Raw genomic sequence first — 16784 nt, forward strand, 5'->3', positions numbered from 1 at the left:
ATCGCGCCGGGCGCCGCCCCTTGCCCTTCGGGACGGGCCCAGCCGCGCGCCCAGGTGCGTTGGTGGCCTTGAACGATGTCCCGCATCACCCTGCGGCCACCGCCTTCCTGGATCACGCGGCTGGACCCGCCGCGGCTCGCATCCAATTTGAAGACAGGCCCTAGTTCCAGGAGTTGTTCCCATGCGCACCATCGCCACCCCGAACGCCCCCGCCGCCATCGGCCCCTACAGCCAGGCCCAGATCTCGGGCAGCCACCTGTTCACCTCCGGCCAGATCCCCCTCGTCCCCGAGACCATGGAGATGGTGACGGGGCCCATCGAAGCCCAGGCCGAGCAGGTGCTGAAGAACCTGGCCGCGGTCCTGGCCGCCGCCAACACGGGCTGGGACCGCGTGGTGAAGACCACGGTGTTCCTCACAGACATGGCCGACTTCGCCGCCTTCAACGCCATCTATGAGCAGGTCCTCGGCGGCGCCAAGCCCGCCCGCAGCACCGTGGCCGTGGCGGCCCTGCCCCGCGGGGCGAAGGTCGAGATCGAGCTGATCGCGGAAGTCTAGCCGGAGCCCATCCTCTTCACGCAGCCTCGTCGTTGATCTTTCCGGAGCCATGGAGGACCGCCATGCCATCCCTCATCGAAGGTCTGTTCTCTCTCGCACCTGACATCCGCTATATCGCCACCTACCTGGATGGCGTCCATCAGACCGCGCAGCGCCCGGGAATCGATGGCGCGAGCAGCTCGGAATCAGACAAGTACGAAGAGCTCATCGTGAACCCGACCCTGTTGAAGCTCGTGACCCAGCGCGGCAACATCGACTGCGGCGGGGCGCACTGGGTCATCATCCGATACGGCAACTTCTACGAGCTGGTAGTACCTGTTCCCACGGGCCACGTATCGGTCGGCATCGAACTGGCCGGCAACCCGCTCGCGATCGCCGAACAGGTCCTCGCCTTCGTGGAAGCGCCCCGTTAGCCGCCCCCGCCTCCGGCTCTCATAGAGGCACGGGAAAGGCGCGGGAGCTCCCGCGCCTTTCCCGTGTTCCGCCCTGCTCAGTTGGCGCGCAGCCGCTTCCGGTACAGCTGGGCGATGTCGGCGGGCACCGGGTAGAGGGAGGCCTGGGCCACGGCCGTCTGCCCCTGGCGGGAGAGAAGATACTGCAGAAACTCCAAGATCGCCGGGGCGAGCGGCTTGCCGGGGGCCCGGTTCACATAGAAGTAGTAGGTCCGAGCCAGGGGGTACTTGCCCGAGACCACGTTCTCCTGGGTCGGGGGCACCGGGTCCTTGGCCTGCAGCGGCGTCACCGCCAGGGTCTTGTTCCGGGCCAGCCAGTTGGACAGCGTGGCGATGCCGATGCCGTTGGCGTCGGTCATCACGGCTTCCGCAATGCTCGGCCAGTCCACTTCGTCATGGACGGTAGGCTTGTACTTGCCCTTCAGGAGCACCAGGTCGCGGATGGCCGAGCGCGAGGCCGTACCCTCGGCGCGCATGTAGGGGTGGATGGGGCGCCTGGCGAAGTCGCCCCGGACGCCCAGGTCCCCCCAGGTGTCCACGGGCATGTCTCTCCTGTAGCCGGCGTTGTGGGTGGTGGAGAAGGCCGCGTCCAGCTGGTCCATCCCGATGTCCTTGATGGGATTGCCGGCATTGACGAAGACGATGAACGCGTCGTAGCAGACCACCAGCTTGGTGGGGGTGTAGCCGAACTTCTTCTCGAAGGCCTGGTGCTCCTCCAGCGTGAGCTCGCGGGCCAGGTGGATCATGGGCGCCGTGTTGTCCAGCAGGGCCTTCACGGCGGTGGTGGAGAGGCCGTTGGTGACCTTGAACTGGGCCTGGGGCTGGAGGACCTTGAACCCGGCCTTCCACTCCTCCCACACATCCGTCAGGGAATCGGCGCCGAGGCTTTCGATCACCGTGTTGACACCCTGGACCGGCACGTAGGCGGGTAGGCCCGGATCCACTTTGGGGGCGTACTGGGGGATGCCCTGGCCGAGCAGCAGCGTGCTGGCCACGAGGGCGAAGAGCAAGGGACGCATGGGGACTCCTGGAGGCATGGCGGACGAGGCTCCCGGCAAGGTCGGCCGGGCACTCATCCCGAAGCGGAACGCTCTCCTGAGTCTAGTATATTTTGCCTAAATTGCTATAATTTTTACCAATCGAGGCTATAGCATAACTATTTTATTATTAATTTTTATACAAAAAGCGAAGCCGTCGTGCCCGCCTGGATGCCTAATTCGCCCGGAGCCGCTTCCGGTTCATCTGGGCGATCTCGGCAGGCAGGGGATACAGCATGGCCTGGGCCACGGCCCCCTGGCCCTCCCGCGACAGCACGAAGGACAGGAATTCCGCCACCACCGGGGGTAGGTCCTTGCCGGGGGCGCGGTTCACATACAGGTAGTAGGTGCGCGACAGGGGATACCGGCCGGTCACCACGTTCTCCTGGGTGGGGGCCACGGCCTCCTTCGCGTGGAGCGGCGTCAGCGCCAAGGTCTTGTTGCGGCTCAGCCAGCTGGCGAGGGTGCCGATGCCCAGACCCGAGGCATCGGTCATGACCGCTTCCGCGATGCCGGACCAGTCCGGGCTTTCCAGGACGGTGGGCTTGTACTTCCCCTTCAGGAGCACCATCTCCTGGATGGTGGTCCGGGAGGCGAGGCCTTCGGCCCGCATGTAGGCATTGATCGGCCGCCGGCTGTAGTCCCCGTTCCGGACGCCCAGGTCACCCCAGGTCTCCACGGTGGCATCGGAGGACCGGTAGCCGGCGAGCCTGGTGGAGGAATAGGCCGCATCCAGCTGGTCCATGCCCATCTCCTTGATGGGGTTGGCCGCATTCACGAAGACGATGAAGGCGTCGTAGCACACGACCAGCTTGGTGGGTTGGTAGCCGTACTTCTTCTGGAAGGCCTGGGCCTCCTCCACCTTCATCTCCCGGGGCAGGTGCACCAGGGGGGCGCTGCCCTCCAGGAAGCCCTTGAGCGCCTGCGGCACGGGCAGGTGGGTGACCTTGAACTGGGCCTTGGGCTGGGCCTTCCTGAAGGCGACGCGCCATTCCTCCCACACGTCCGCCAGCGAATCCGCCCCGATGCTCTCCACCAGCCCCTCCACCTGGGCGGCGGGAGCATAGGCCTGGAAGCTCGGATCCACTTTCGGGGCGTACTGGGCCACCCCCTGGCCCACCAGAGCGGTGCAGGCCGCGAGCAATAAGGCGAAGTGGCGCATGGCGACTCCTTCTGTGTGGAAACCCAGGTTCCTCACGGGAGGCACGGACCTCCCGGAAATCCCGGGGATGGACCAAAGGACCGCCATTACTTTACCACAAGATCTTCTACACCTGCAGGGATCCCTCGGGCCCTGGCCGGGGGCCTCCACCCTGGAGCCGGGTTCAGGTGGAGCCGCTGGGGCCCTACTCCTCCTCCGTCTCCCCGATGTCCTCCTCGACGGCCTCCCAGCGCCGGTGGGCCTGGAAGGCCGGCTCCTCCAGATGGGTGAGGAAGTCCGTCATGCGGGGGCCCCAGGCGGATCCCGCCACGCAGCCCTCCGGCGCGTGGGGCAGCAGCTCCGCCGGGGCCTCCTCCAGGCAGAGCTGGGTGAGGATCAGGCTCTGCCGGTAGCTTTCCCCCACGGGGGTGAGGTTCGCCGCCAGGGTCTCCAGGGCCTCGGCCAGGGGGCTCTCGTCCGGAAGGCCCTCGGCCTCCGCCTCGAGCAGGGCCACGGTCTTGAGGCGGGCCGCCAGCAGCTTGAGGTGCAGGCGCTCCAGATCGCGCCGGGCCGCCCCCTTGGCCAGGGCGTGGGCCGCATCCTCCAGGTGGGGGTGCAGCTTGCGGAACAACAGGGAGAGGGCGGTTTCCGCGGCGGACAGGGGGCGGGCTTCGGTCATGGTTCCAGCCTACTACCGCCTGGGATCGGCGCCTCCCATTGGACGGACGGGCCTCCCTGGTTCAGCATGGAGGCCAGGAGTTCCCGTGGCCCCTTCGGACCTGCTCGATCTGACGACCCTCCAGAACCTGGTGGAACTGGATGACGGCAGCCATGGCCTGGTGCAGGAGATGATCGGCATCTTCCGGGAGGACACCCCACACCGGATCGAGGACATCCTGCAGGCCGTGACGGATCGGGATGCCGAGGCCTTCTCCCGCGCCGCCCATGCCCTCAAGGGGGGCTCCGGCGCCCTGGGCGCCAGGTCTCTGCGCGCCCGGGCTGCGGAGCTGGAAGCCCTGGGCCGCGGCGGTTCCCTGGAGGTCGGCCCGGACCTGCGGGCCCAGCTGGAAGCGCTCTTCCAGGCCAGCCTCGCGGCCCTGGAGGCCTACGTGCGCGAGGGCGAATCCCGGCAGGCCTGATCCCGCTCAGGGCGCCCCGAAGGACTTCACGCCGCTCGTGCCCTTGGGCGGGGGCTGATCGCTGATCTGGACCCGGCCCGTGGCATCGGTCCACTGGTAGATGCGCGTGGCGGCCCGCTGCTGGGCCGTGGGTTCCGCCACGGCCTTCTGCTCCTCCACTTCGAAGCCGCCCCGGCCCCGCTTCAGCAGGGCCATGCTGCCAGCCAGCTTGGGATCAGGCTGCACCGCCTTGCGCTGGTAGAGGTCGAGCACCTTCGGCACGTAGGCCCGGGTCTCGCGGAACGGCGGGACCCCCTTGTAGCGGTTCACGGCGCCCTCCCCTGCGTTGTAGGCCGCCACCACCTTGTGCAGGTCACCCTCGTAGTAGCCGTGGAGCCATTTCAGGTACTTCACGCCGCCGCTGATGTTCTGGCGGGGATCGAAGGGATCCAGTACGCCGAAGCGCTCGGCCGTGGAGGGCATGAGCTGCATGAGGCCCAGAGCGCCGGCCTTGGAGCGGGCCTTGTAGTTGAAGGCGCTCTCCGCCTGGATGATGGCCCGCGCCAGGTGGATGTCCACGCCCTCGGTCTGGGCGATCTCATCCACCAGGGCAATGAGCTCGGGGCTCTTCAGGGCCCGGGCCATCTCCGCGGAAGTGACGGCAAGGCGCACCTTGCCGACGCCCACATGCTTGAGGATCAGCCCCTGTCCCTTCATGTAGCTGGGCGGCAGGTTGTTGATCACCAGCCGGCCCTGGCGGTCGTAGTAGGTGTAGAGGTAGGTGACCCCGGGCTTCGCTGCCCTGGAAGCCCTCGGCATCCCGGCGGACAGAGCCAAGGCGACGAAGGGGAGGATGAGGACCGGGCGGACCATCGCACTCCATGATACGTGCACGGAGTTTTCCATGCCCATCCCGGGGCGGTCTCGTGGCATAGCCTCCTTGGAGGACACTGACCCGGAACAGCTCCGATCGGCTGCGTGGCCAACCTGGTGGCTATGCTCAGCCCGACGGGTGCCCGGCTCGGAACGCGGCACTGCCGCGTCCCTCGCCACCCGTCTGGGCTTCGCCTTACATGTTCCTTCGGTACTGCCCGCCCACTTCGTAGAGGGCTTGGCTGATCTGGCCGAGGCTGCAGACCTTGGCGGCGCCCAGGAGGGCGTCGAAGAGGTTGCCGCCACCGCGGGCCGTCTCCTTGAGGCGCGCCAGGGCCGCGGGGGCCCTGTCGGCGTTGCGGGCGTGGAAGGCGGCCAGGTTGTCGATCTGCTGGCGCTTCTCCGCCTCGGTGCTGCGGATCAGCTCCGGCGTGCCCGGCTCGACGGCCTGGGGGTTCAGGAAGGTGTTCACCCCCACGATGGGCAGCTCGCCGCTGTGCTTGAGGTGCTCGTAGTGCATGGACTCTTCCTGGATCTTGCCGCGCTGGTACATGGTCTCCATGGCACCCAGCACGCCGCCCCGGTCGGCGAGGCGGCGGAACTCGGCCAGCACGGCCTCCTCCACCAGCTCGGTCATCTGCTCGATGAGGAAGGCGCCCTGGAGCGGGTTCTCGTTCTTCGCCCCGCCCAGCTCCCGGTTGATGATGAGCTGGATGGCGATGGCCCGCCGCACGCTCTCCTCGGTGGGCGTGGTGATGGCCTCGTCGTAGGCGTTGGTGTGCAGGCTGTTGCAGTTGTCGTAGATGGCGTAGAGCGCCTGCAGCGTCGTGCGGATGTCGTTGAAGTCGATCTCCTGGGCGTGGAGCGAGCGGCCCGAGGTCTGGATGTGGTACTTCAGCTTCTGGCTGCGGTCATTGGCGCCGTACTTCTCCTTCATGGCCACGGCCCAGATGCGGCGGGCCACGCGGCCGATGACGCTGTACTCGGGGTCGAGGCCATTGCTGAAGAAGAAAGAGAGGTTCGGCGCGAAGTCGTCGATGTGCATGCCGCGGGACAGGTAGTACTCGACGAAGGTGAAGCCGTTGGCCAGCGTGAAGGCCAACTGGGTGATGGGATTCGCCCCGGCCTCGGCGATGTGGTAGCCGCTGATGCTGACGGAGTAGAAGTTGCGGACCTTCTCCTCGATGAAGGTCTGCTGGATGTCGCCCATGACCTTGAGGCTGAACTCCGTGCTGAAGATGCAGGTGTTCTGGGCCTGGTCTTCCTTGAGGATGTCGGCCTGCACCGTGCCGCGCACGGTCTGGAGGGCCTCGGTCCGCAGCTTGGCGTAGACCTCCGGCGGCAGCACCTCGTCGGCGGTGGCCCCCAGCAGCGCCAGGCCCAGGCCATGGTTGCCTTCGGGCAGCGTTTCGCCATAGCGGGGGCGGGTCAGGCCCTTGGCCGCGTACTTCGCGTCGATCTTGGCCTGGGCGGCTTCCAGCTGGCCGTGCTCCTTCAGCCACAGCTCGGCCCGCTGGTCGATGGCGGCGTTGAGGAAGAAGGCCAGCATGGTGGGGGCGGGCCCGTTGATGGTCATGCTCACGCTGGTGGTGGGGCAGAGCAGGTCGAAGCCGGAGTAGAGCTTCTTGGCGTCATCCACGGTGCAGACGGACACGCCGCTGTTGCCGACCTTGCCGTAGATGTCGGGGCGGACGTGGGGATCCTCGCCGTAGAGGGTCACGCTGTCGAAGGCGGTGCTGAGGCGGACGGCCGGCTGGCCCTTGCTCACGTAGTGGAAGCGCTTGTTGGTGCGCTCGGGCGTGCCTTCGCCGGCGAACATGCGGGTGGGATCCTCGCCCACGCGCTTGTACTCGAAGACGCCGGCCGTGAAGGGGAAGCGGCCCGGCAGGTTCTCCAGCAGCTGCCAGCGAAGCAGCTCGCCCCAGCCCGAGTAGGGCGGCAGGGCCACCTTGGGCACCAGGGAGCCGCTGAGGGACACGGTGTAGTTGGCGGTCCGGATCTCCCTGCCGCGCACCACGTAGATGTTCTCGGGTTCCGTGTAGCTGCGCTTCAGCTCCGTCCAGTCGTGGATGAGGCGGCGGCTCTCGGCATGCAGCTCGCCCAGGTGCTCCTGGTAGCGCTGCCGGAGCAGGAGGATGGCCACGCCCTGATCGCCCTCGCCGGCTTCGGTCAGGTGCGCCGAATCGTAGAAGGCCCCGGCGGGCGGCACCTTGTCGCCCAGGGCCAGGAGGCTGGTCCGCAGGGCGTGGGCCAGCTCGGCGGTCTCCGCCTGACGTCGGGCCCAGGCCTTGTAGCCCTGCACCGTGTCGGCGATCTCCGCCAGGTAGCGCACCCGCTCGGGCGGGATGATGGCGGAGCGGCGGGGGCTCCCGGGCTCGGCCTCCATCAGCGACACCCAGTCCACCCCGGTCTTCGCCGCCAGGGCCTTCACCAGGTTCACGAAGAGCCAGTTGGTGGCGGGGTCGTTGAACTGGCTGGCGCAGGTGGCGTAGACCGGCATGTCCTCGGTGGGCTCGCTGAACCGCTTGTGGGCGCGCTGGTACTGCTTGCGGACATCGCGCAGGGCATCCTCGGCGCCGCGCTTGTCGGCCTTGTTCAGCACCACGAGGTCCGCGAAGTCCAGCATGTCGATCTTCTCGAGCTGGCTGGCAGCGCCGTATTCCGGCGTCATCACGTACATGGACAGGTCCACCAGGTCCGCGATCTCGCTGTCGCTCTGGCCGATGCCGGCCGTCTCCACGATCACCAGGTCATAGCCCTCGGCCTTGGCCGCGGCGATGCTGGCGACGAGGGCCTCGCTGGTGGCCCGGTGGGCGGCGGCGCGGGTGGCGAGGCTGCGCATGAAGACGCGGTCGCGCAGCTCGGGGTGGTAGAGAGAGTTCATGCGGATGCGGTCGCCCAGCAAGGCGCCACCCGTCTTGCGCTTGGTGGGGTCCACGCTGAGCACCGCAACGCGCTTCTCGGCGAAATCAACCAGGAACCGGCGGAGCAGCTCGTCAATGAGGGAGGACTTGCCGGCGCCGCCCGTCCCGGTGATTCCGAGAACAGGCACCTTTCTCGCGGGCTTTCCGGAGATACCCGCGGCGCCAAGCTCGATCTCGGTGATCTTGCGGGCCAACGGCATCGCCGCAGGCTGAGTGCGCGGGTCGAAATCGCAGCGCGCCACCATCTCGTCGATCATGCCCTGGAGGCCCATGTGGCGGCCGTCTTCGGGGCTGTAGATGCGCGCCACGCCGTAGGCTTCCAGCTCCCGGATCTCCTCGGGCACGATGACGCCCCCGCCCCCGCCGAAGACCTGGATGTGGCCGGCGCCCCGCTCCCGGAGCAGGTCCACCATGTACTTGAAGAACTCCATGTGGCCGCCCTGGTAGCTGGAGAGGGCGATGCCCTGGGCGTCCTCCTGGATGGCCGTCTCCACGATGTCCTGCACCGAGCGGTTGTGGCCGAGGTGGATCACCTCGCAGCCCGTGGCCTGGATGATGCGCCGCATGATGTTGATGGCCGCGTCGTGGCCGTCGAAGAGGCTGGCGGCCGTGACGAAACGCACCTTGTGCCTGGGCGTGTAGCCCTCGGCTGTGTGGACGGTGTCAGGCGTGGTGGCGAGTGTGGACATGGATCCCCCGTTCGGGCGAAACCTCAGTCTACCGGGGCCCCTGCTCCTTCCGAAGCGCTGTTCACCCCCGGGTCAGTTGTCCTCCAGCAGCCCGATGGGGAAGCGGTCCTCCATGAGGCTCTGCCGCTCCCGCAGGTGCTGCATGAGGGCCTTCCACTTGGGCAGGCCCCGGAGGGGCTCCAGCATGGGGCTGCGCTCGTACCAGGTGGTGCAGCCGAAGCCCCGGGCGAAGGCGCGTCCCGTCATGTCCATGGCACTGGCCCGGTCGCCGATCAGCGCATAGGCTTCCGCCAGCCGGAGGGTGAACTCGCCATCGGGCTCGCGCATGCCGATGCGCTCCTGGTCGTACTCCCGCAGCTTCTTCCAGGCCTCGTCCTTCTGCCCTTCCAGGATCAGGCCGTAGATCTGGCTCAGGCGGAGGATGTTCGGATAGCCGTTGGCCAGGGTTGCCGCAGTCTTGAACTCCTGGCGGGCCAGCCCCTGGTCCCCCCGCACCAGGGCCAGGTAGCCCCGGTAGAAGGGCAGTACGCCGGAGGTGCTGCGCAGATGCCCCGGCTGCTCCTGGAGGCTGGCCTCGAAGTGCTGGACCTCGCCGGTATACAGACAGGTGATGTCCACGGCCTGGGGCTGGAGGCTGGCGAAGGCCAGGTGGTCCCGCAGATCCATGGCGCGCCGGGCCAGGGGCAGCAGGCCGGCCCCCCGGGCGGCATAGGCGATGCCCGTCAGCAGGGTGGGGTTGTGCGGCTGCAAGCGCCGGGCCTGCATCAACAGGGACAGGGCCTCGGCCTGGTTGCCCCCGTCGGCCTTGAGCAGCGACAGGAGGAAGGTGCCCCTGGGGTGGTACGGCGCCAGGGCCAGCCCGCGCTGGATCAGGACCTCGGTTTCCGCCTGCTCCTGTCGGAACGCCGCCGGGCAGTTCAGCATACGGCGATAGCGCAGGTTGCCGAGGAGGATCCACGGCGTGGCGCAGGAGGGTTCCGCCGCGACGGACCGCTCCGCCAGCGCCATGGCTTCTTCCAGCTGCTCGTTCCTGAACCGGCGGGCACTCGCTCCCATCAGGTCCCAGAAGCAGGCGGGCTGCCTGGGGACCAGCGGCGGGCCGCCGGCCATGCGGATGCGCCTGGGGAACCCGCCCAGGAAGGCCTCGAAGGCTGCCGCGGGCTCCAGCGGCTGCCCTTGGCACCGGACCCAGGCCGGGGGCGCGCCCTTGACCAACCTGTCCCCCCAGACATACCGGTAGGAGAGGACCAGCGCCTCCCCCTGGCGGGAGGGTTCGAGCACCACCATCAGGCTCCGGGGCTGGGCGCGGATGACTTCCAGATCGCCCGGCAGCTCCGTGACGCTGGTGACGGCCGCCTGGCCGAAGGATTCCAGGTGGTCCTGGACCAGGGCCCCGATGGCCCGGCAGGTGGCGGCATCCAGTTCCCCGGCGCCCCCCTGCGAAGGGGTGATCAGCAGCACGCGGAGGGGGCTGCGCAGCCCGCGCGCGGCCAGGAGCCAGGCCACGCCGCCCCCCGCTCCAAGGACCAGGAGGAACAGGAGGCCCAGCACCAGGGCCGGGCGGCGGGGATTGGAGGTAGATTCGCGCATAGATTCACTTCAGATTACGGGGATTCCCGGAAGCCCCAAAGGGCGAAGGTTGCCGGGGCCGCCCTCATTCAGCACCTTGATCCGTCAGCATCTGGCCCGGGACTCCGGCGAAGCCGCATACTCTCCGAGGAGCCGCCATGATCCCCAGCCCCCGCCGTTTCCCCCCGGGTCTCGCCATCCTCCTGGCCCTGCCCCTCCTGGCCCAGGCCCCCGCGCCGACTCCTGCGCAGCCCCCCAGCGAGGACGCCACCATCCAGCGCTTCCGGGCCCATGCGGCCCCCCGCGCCGTGGCGCAGCGTCCGCCCCTCAGCGCCGAGGAGCGCAACACCATCCGGCGCTTCAAGGAGGCCAAACCGAGCGTGGTGTACGTCTCGGCCATCGCGCCCGTTCAGGACCTCCGCACCCTTGACATCACCAAGATCCCCACGGGCACGGGGACCGGATTCGTGTGGGATGAGTGGGGCCACGTGGTCACGAATCACCACGTGATCACCGTGGAGGATCAGGGCAAGCGGGTGGCCGAAGTGGACGAGGTGGAGGTCACCCTCGCGGACGGCAAGACCTACAAGGGGCGGGTGATCGGCACGAGCTTCGCCTACGACATCTCCGTGCTCCAGGTCTTCGCCCCCCTCGGCGCCATGCGCCCCATCCCCATCGGACGCAGCTCCGACCTCCAGGTAGGCCAGGCGGTATCGGCCATCGGCAACCCCTTCGGCCTGGACCACACCCTCACGAAGGGCGTCATCTCCGCCCTGGGCCGGGAGATCGGCACGGGCTACAACACGAAGATCCTGAACGTGATCCAGACGGATGCGGCCGTGAATCCAGGCAACTCCGGCGGCCCCCTCCTGGACAGTGCCGGGCGCCTGGTGGGCATGAACACGGCCATTGCCGCCGCCACCGGCGCCTCCGTGGGCATCGGCTTCGCCATCCCCGTGGACACCCTGAACCGCGTGGTGCCCCTGCTCATCGCCCGGAGCCGCCTGGAGCCGCCCCGCATGGGCTTCGAGACCATGGGCAGCTACGAGGCCCAGCAGGTCTTCGGCATCACCCGGGGCCTGGTGGTGAGGGCGGTGGAGCCGGATTCGCCCGCGGGCCGGGCCGGCCTTCGTGCCCTGGAAGTCGATGCCGCGGGCCGCGTCAAGGCCATGGGGGATGTCCTCCTCGGCTACCAGGGGCGGCAGATCGAGAACGAGGGCCAGTTCATGGCCATGCTGGAGCTCGAGTCGCCGGCCGACGAGGTGGTCTTCGACGTCCTCCGCGACGGCCGGGTCATCAAGGTCAAGCTGCAGCTCAAGGCCACGAGGAAGGCCGAGCCCACCAGCATCTGACCTGTTCAGCTCTAGTGGTGGTGGTGTTCCTCCGCCGGCGGCGGGGCGGGCACCGTGCCCTTCGCCGGCCGCGCCTTGGGATCGAGGAAGCGCAGGGGCACCTGGAGGGGTTCCTCCAGGTTGGAGCAGTGGACCAGCAGGAGGGCTTCGACCGCGGTCCCCGTGCGCCGCACCCGCAGGACCTGCCGGGGGGCTTCCGCCGCAGGCGCATCCAGCACCTGGAAACCACGCCCCCGGACCTCCGACTTCAGGATGCGGAAGGGCTTCCCGTCCCGGGCGCGGAGCTCCAGGGTCAGCAGGGTGGTCTTCGGTTCCGTGAACACCAGCCGCGAGGGCTCGGGCACCACCGGCAGGGCGATCCGCCAGTCCAGGTACAGCGTGAAGAGGGGCTGCTTCGGGGCGTTGGTCGCCACCTTCAGCACCTCCAGGCCGGCGGTGACGCCCGGTTTCAGGCGCCGGGGCCGCAGGGTCACCCGCAAGTCCGAGCCGCCCTCTCCGGGAACCAGCTCCGCATCGAGGTAGGCTGCCGGCTCTGACGCGAGCGCCAGCTTCAGGGGGTCGCCTCCCTCCCGCCGGAAGCGGAAGCTCAGCTCCGGGCTCTCGTGGGGGGCCACCTCGCCGAGGCTCTTCCGCTCGGCGTCCACCGTCACCTCGGGCCGCACCATCATGTCGTAGCGCAGGATGTAGTTGGGCTGGCCGGGATCGTCGGTGCCCAGGCGCACCGCCCCCTTGATGGGCCCCACCAGGCCCGTGGGATCCACCTTCACCGTCACCAGGCGGACCTCGCCCGGCTGCAGGGGTGTGGCCAGCTGCGCCTCGTCCAGGCTGAGCCCCAGCGACAGGTCCAGCACCCGTAGGTGGAAGGGCCGGTCATGGATGCTCTTGATGCCGAAGGCCGCCTCGCGGGCCTCCCGCGGGCCCACGCTGCCGAGGTGGACGGGGAACGGGGTGGTGAGCTCGATGCGGGCGGGCGGCACCGGGTCGGGCCTGGCCGGCGCCGGCACCGGCGGGACCTGCATCAGAAGGAGGAGAACGGGCAGGAGCAGCATGTCGGATCCTGGAGGAGTTCTTTCAGTGTGCCGCGAGCGAGGCACACCGCTGGGATGTTAATTGTTGTTAAGTGCAGCGAATTCACCTCGCAGTCACGCCCGGTCTGGGTGGAATGGGGAGGAACCCCTTTCCCACGAGGTGACCATGTCCGCCTTCCGCATCCTCCTGAGCCTGGCCCTGGCCGTGGCGCTCGGGGCCCAGACCCCGAAGAAGGTCCTGTTCGACCACACCCGCCACGAGGAGGCCGGCACCTCCGCCGAGTGGGTCATCTGCTCCGCGAGCGAGCCCAATCCGAGCCCCGCGGCCCCGGCGTCCGAGGCCGACTGGAACGGCGGCATCAGCGCCTGGGCCTTCGACCTCTACAAGGCCGGCTACACCGTCCAGACCCTTCCCCCCACCGGCCGCGTCACCTACGGGGACGCCACCAACGCCCAGGACCTCGCCAACGACGCGGTCTACATCATCCCCGAGCCCTATCTCAAGTTCACGGCCGCGGAAAAGCAGGCCATCCTCACCTTCGTCCAGAATGGCGGCGGCCTGTTCATGGTGGGCAACCACCCCGGCGCCATCCGCTACAGCGGCACCGGCGGCACGGATGCCTACACCGTGTTCAACGACCTGGTGGCCGTGAACGGCGGCAACCCCTTCGGCTTCACCTTCGTCCCGGGCCATGGCCCCGGCGACACACTGGCCAACACCACCAGCACCGCCTTCAGCACCAGCACCTCCCCGGCAGCCCAGGCCATCGTCCACGGCGCCTACGGCGGGCTGGGCCTCATGGACTTCCACTCCTACTCGTACCTGAACTTCAGCACGGCCCAGAACCCCAGCGTGCAGGAGATCCTGCACACCCAGATCAGCGGCGACACGGGCTCCTTCATCGTGACCTGCACCGTGGGCTCCGGCCGCGTGGTCGCCATCAGCGACAGCTCCCCTTCTGATGACGGCACCACCACCACCTCCGGGAAATCGCTCCACGCCAGCTACGGCATCAACAGCAACCGGGCTTTCTACCTGAACGCCACGACCTACCTCGCGGGAGATGCCGGTCCCGCGGCTCCCACCCCCGTGGTGAGCATCGCCTCTCCGACCTCCAACCCCACGATCCTGGCGGGCGGATCCATCAGCTTCCAGGGCAGCGCCAGCATCTCCGACGGCAGCGCCCTCACCTACACCTGGTCCTTCGGCGACGGCTCCAGCGCCGCCGTGCTGGGACCCGTGAACCACACCTACACCACCGTCGGCACCTACGCGGCCACCTTCACGGCCACCAGCAACCAGGGCAAGGCCGCCTCGGCCACCCGCACCGTCACCGTGAACCCGGCCTCGTACACGATCACCGCCAGCGCCGGCACCGGTGGCACCATCAGCCCCTCGGGCGCGGTCACCGTCACCAGCGGCGGCAGCCAGACCTTCGCCATCGCCCCGACCGCCGGCTACGTCATCAGCAGCGTCACCGTGGACGGCGTGAACCAGGGGGCCCTCAGCTCGTACACCTTCAGCAACGTCCTGGCCGGCCACACCATCGCCGCCGCCTTCGCCGCCAGCGCCGGCAGCAGCCTGAAGGAGACCTTCGACAGCGGTACCAAGACCGCCTACGCCACGGGCACCGTCGCCCTGCCCACCGGCACCTGGACCCTGAATGACGCCCTGCTGGGCAACACCACGGCCGATCCCAAGGTGGGCACCCAGAGCGTGCGCACCCGGAACAGCGGCAAGGTGACGATGAACTTCAACTTCGCCACCGGCGCCAAGACCGTCTCGGTCAAGCATGCCAAGTACGGAACGGACGGCAGCTCCACCTGGGGCCTCTGGTACTCCACCAACAGCGGCTCCACCTGGACCCAGGCCGGGAGCACCGTGACCACCTCCTCCACCACCCTGGCCACGGCCTCCTTCACCGTGAACGTGGCGGGCGCCATCCGCTTCGAGCTCCGCAAGACGGACGGCAGCGCCAACCGGGTGAACTTCGACGACTTCCAGATCGCCGGCTACTGAGCATCTCCGACCCGAGAACCCCGGGCCCCGGCCCGGGGTTTTTCGTTATGCTTCGCCCATGAAGAGCCATCGCCAGGTCCTCACCGTCCATCTCCCCGGCCGCACCGGCTTCGCGAACATCACGGCGGAGGTGGCCGCCGCCGTCCGGGAGAGCGGCGTGCGCGAGGGCCTCTGCCTGGTCAACTCCATGCACATCACCTCCAGCGTCTTCATCAACGACGAGGAATCCGGCCTCAAGCAGGACTACCTGCGCTGGCTGGAGAAACTGGCTCCCTTCAACGCCGGCAGCGACCCGGCCACGGGCGGCTACCTCCACAACCGGACGGGCGAGGACAACGGGGACGCCCACCACAAGCGCCAGATCATGGGCCGCGAGGTGGTGGTGGCTATCACCGGCGGGCAGCTCGATTTCGGCACCTGGGAGCAGATCTTCTACGGGGAGTTCGACGGCCGCCGCGACAAGCGCATCCTTATTAAGATCATCGGGGAATGACATGATCACTCGCGACCTCGCCTCCCTGCCCAAGCGCGATGTCTACCGCATCCTGTCCAGCCTGGTGATCCCCCGGCCCATCGCCTGGATCACGACGGTGGATGAGGCTGGGCGGGTGAACCTCGCCCCCTTCAGCAGCTTCATGGGCATCTTCGGGCCGCCCATGGTGGCCTTCACGGCGGGGCGCCGCCGGGACGGCTCCCTGAAGGACACCCACCGCAACCTGAGGGCGAACGGTCAGGCCGTGGTCCACCTGGCGGACCTGCCCCTCCTGCAACCCCTGCACGCCAGCGGGGCCGAGGCGGAGCCGGACATCAGCGAAGTCGAGCGCCTGGCCCTCGCCACGGAAGCCTCCCTCCAGGTGGCGCCGCCCCGCCTGAGGGAGGCGCCGGTGGCCCTGGAGTGCCGGCTGAACCGGGAGCTGGACCTGGGTCCCGCCAGCACCCTCATCCTGCTGGATGTGGTGGTGGCGCATGCCGCGGAACGCATCTGGAACGCCGATCACGACTGCGCTGATGCCAGCCAGTGGACGCCCATCGTGCGGCTGGCCTCGGTGGTGGGGCCCAACTACGGCGCCCTGGGCGAGACCTTCCGCCTCGGTCCCTCCGAGCTGCCCTGATCAGGCCTCGTCCGGCTCCACAAACAAGTGCTGGATCTGGGGGAAGCGTTGGTGGAGCTCCCGCTCCAGGGCGTTGATGGCCGCCACCAGGGCCGCCCCGCTGGGCTGATCCCGGAACTTCACCTTCAGGGCCACCATGAGCCGATCGCTGCCGACGATGACGGCCACCAGGTTCAGCACCTGGTCGACGGCTGGATCCTCATCCACCGCGGCGCGGATGGCGGCCCGCAGGGCCAGGGGCGGGGCCTCGTTCAACAGCAGGCTCGTCACCTCCGTGCCCACAAAGGCCGCCACGGCGATCAGCAGGAGGCCGATGGCCACGCTGCCGATGCCGTCCCACACGGGATTGCCCGTGGCCAGGGTCAGCAGCACGGCGGCCAGGGCGAACGCCAGGCCCAGCAGCGCCGCGATGTCCTCGGCCACGACCACCACCAGTTCCGTACTGCTGGATTGGCGCAGGTACCGCAGCAGGGACCGGCCCCGGCGCTCGGGCTTGGCCGCGCGGAGGGCCCCCCGCAGGGACCAGCCCTCCAGGGCGATGGCGAAGACCAGGAGGGCCACGGCCCAACCCAGATGATGCGGCTGCTCGGGATGGCGGATCTTGTGGAGGCCCTCTACCAGGGAGTAGAGGCCGCCCACACTGAAGAGCAGCAGGGCCACGAGAAAGCTGGCCACGAAGGCCGCCTGGCCGTGGCCCAGTGGGTGCTTGGGTCCCGCGGGCTTCGATCCCTGGCGCATGCCCAGGAAGAGCAGCACCTGGTTCGCGCAATCAGCCGATGAGTGGATCGCCTCCGTCAGGAGGCTGGAGCTGCCCGTCAGGAGGAACACGCCGAACTTGGAGACCGCGATGCCGCCGTTGGCGGCGAGGGCCAGGGCGATGGCGCGGGAGGATCCGGTGGACATGGCTCCAGGT

At 68.6% G+C, this 16784-nt stretch carries 15 protein-coding genes; 7 read left to right on the top strand and 8 right to left on the bottom strand.

Going from position 1 to position 16784, the window contains the following annotated elements:
* Window positions 1-181: 181 nt before the first annotated feature.
* Window positions 182-556 carry a Rid family detoxifying hydrolase gene (locus QSJ30_RS09820; protein ID WP_285608785.1) on the top strand — a complete coding sequence of 125 codons (375 nt, stop codon included), beginning with the start codon at window positions 182-184 and terminating at the stop codon, window positions 554-556.
* Window positions 557-618: 62 nt separating this feature from the next.
* Window positions 619-969, top strand: coding sequence for a hypothetical protein (locus QSJ30_RS09825; RefSeq protein ID WP_285608786.1), 351 nt, complete (start codon window positions 619-621; stop codon window positions 967-969).
* Between the two features lie 77 nt (window positions 970-1046).
* On the opposite strand, the gene QSJ30_RS09830 is transcribed toward QSJ30_RS09825, so the two are convergent.
* From QSJ30_RS09830 to QSJ30_RS09840, 3 genes are all read right to left on the bottom strand, one after another.
* Window positions 1047-2027 carry a PstS family phosphate ABC transporter substrate-binding protein gene (locus tag QSJ30_RS09830; protein ID WP_285608787.1) on the bottom strand — a complete coding sequence of 327 codons (981 nt, stop codon included), beginning with the start codon at window positions 2025-2027 and terminating at the stop codon, window positions 1047-1049.
* 193 nt (window positions 2028-2220) lie between these two features.
* On the bottom strand, window positions 2221-3207 hold the full coding sequence (locus QSJ30_RS09835; protein WP_285608788.1) for a PstS family phosphate ABC transporter substrate-binding protein: 987 nt from the start codon (window positions 3205-3207) through the stop codon (window positions 2221-2223).
* 184 nt (window positions 3208-3391) lie between these two features.
* The gene (locus tag QSJ30_RS09840) at window positions 3392-3865 is read right to left on the bottom strand and encodes a hypothetical protein (RefSeq protein WP_285608789.1); all 474 of its coding nucleotides are present in this window, start codon (window positions 3863-3865) and stop codon (window positions 3392-3394) included.
* Between the two features lie 85 nt (window positions 3866-3950).
* On the opposite strand from QSJ30_RS09840, the gene QSJ30_RS09845 reads away from it, so the two are divergent.
* The gene (locus QSJ30_RS09845) at window positions 3951-4325 is read left to right on the top strand and encodes an Hpt domain-containing protein (protein WP_285608790.1); all 375 of its coding nucleotides are present in this window, start codon (window positions 3951-3953) and stop codon (window positions 4323-4325) included.
* A 6-nt stretch (window positions 4326-4331) separates the two neighbouring features.
* Here QSJ30_RS09845 and QSJ30_RS09850 read toward each other — a convergent pair whose 3' ends face one another.
* From QSJ30_RS09850 to QSJ30_RS09860, 3 genes are all read right to left on the bottom strand, one after another.
* A complete protein-coding gene (locus tag QSJ30_RS09850; RefSeq protein WP_285608791.1) occupies window positions 4332-5177 on the bottom strand; it encodes a transglycosylase SLT domain-containing protein in 846 nt (281 codons plus the stop codon).
* Window positions 5178-5373: 196 nt separating this feature from the next.
* Complete coding sequence (locus QSJ30_RS09855) at window positions 5374-8790, bottom strand: methylmalonyl-CoA mutase family protein (protein WP_285608792.1); 3417 nt, start codon at window positions 8788-8790, stop codon at window positions 5374-5376.
* Window positions 8791-8862: 72 nt separating this feature from the next.
* Window positions 8863-10380, bottom strand: coding sequence for a tetratricopeptide repeat protein (locus tag QSJ30_RS09860; RefSeq protein ID WP_285608793.1), 1518 nt, complete (start codon window positions 10378-10380; stop codon window positions 8863-8865).
* 137 nt (window positions 10381-10517) lie between these two features.
* Between QSJ30_RS09860 and QSJ30_RS09865 the strand changes: the two genes are divergently transcribed.
* Window positions 10518-11711: a S1C family serine protease gene (locus QSJ30_RS09865; RefSeq protein WP_285608794.1), complete on the top strand. Its 1194-nt coding sequence runs from the start codon at window positions 10518-10520 to the stop codon at window positions 11709-11711.
* 11 nt (window positions 11712-11722) lie between these two features.
* On the opposite strand, the gene QSJ30_RS09870 is transcribed toward QSJ30_RS09865, so the two are convergent.
* Complete coding sequence (locus tag QSJ30_RS09870) at window positions 11723-12760, bottom strand: hypothetical protein (protein ID WP_285608795.1); 1038 nt, start codon at window positions 12758-12760, stop codon at window positions 11723-11725.
* Window positions 12761-12905: 145 nt separating this feature from the next.
* On the opposite strand from QSJ30_RS09870, the gene QSJ30_RS09875 reads away from it, so the two are divergent.
* The 3 genes from QSJ30_RS09875 to QSJ30_RS09885 are packed head-to-tail and all read left to right on the top strand — an operon-like array spanning window position 12906 to window position 15871.
* Window positions 12906-14759 carry a DUF4350 domain-containing protein gene (locus tag QSJ30_RS09875; protein WP_285608796.1) on the top strand — a complete coding sequence of 618 codons (1854 nt, stop codon included), beginning with the start codon at window positions 12906-12908 and terminating at the stop codon, window positions 14757-14759.
* Window positions 14760-14817: 58 nt separating this feature from the next.
* Window positions 14818-15252 carry a secondary thiamine-phosphate synthase enzyme YjbQ gene (locus tag QSJ30_RS09880; protein WP_285608797.1) on the top strand — a complete coding sequence of 145 codons (435 nt, stop codon included), beginning with the start codon at window positions 14818-14820 and terminating at the stop codon, window positions 15250-15252.
* A gap of 1 nt (window position 15253) precedes the next feature.
* Window positions 15254-15871 carry a flavin reductase family protein gene (locus QSJ30_RS09885; RefSeq protein ID WP_285608798.1) on the top strand — a complete coding sequence of 206 codons (618 nt, stop codon included), beginning with the start codon at window positions 15254-15256 and terminating at the stop codon, window positions 15869-15871.
* Here the strand turns inward: QSJ30_RS09885 and QSJ30_RS09890 are convergent, their stop codons facing one another.
* A complete protein-coding gene (locus QSJ30_RS09890; RefSeq protein WP_285608799.1) occupies window positions 15872-16774 on the bottom strand; it encodes a cation diffusion facilitator family transporter in 903 nt (300 codons plus the stop codon).
* Window positions 16775-16784: the final 10 nt, after the last annotated feature.

Source organism: Geothrix edaphica (genome assembly GCF_030268045.1).
In the GTDB taxonomy this organism is placed as follows: domain Bacteria; phylum Acidobacteriota; class Holophagae; order Holophagales; family Holophagaceae; genus Geothrix; species Geothrix edaphica.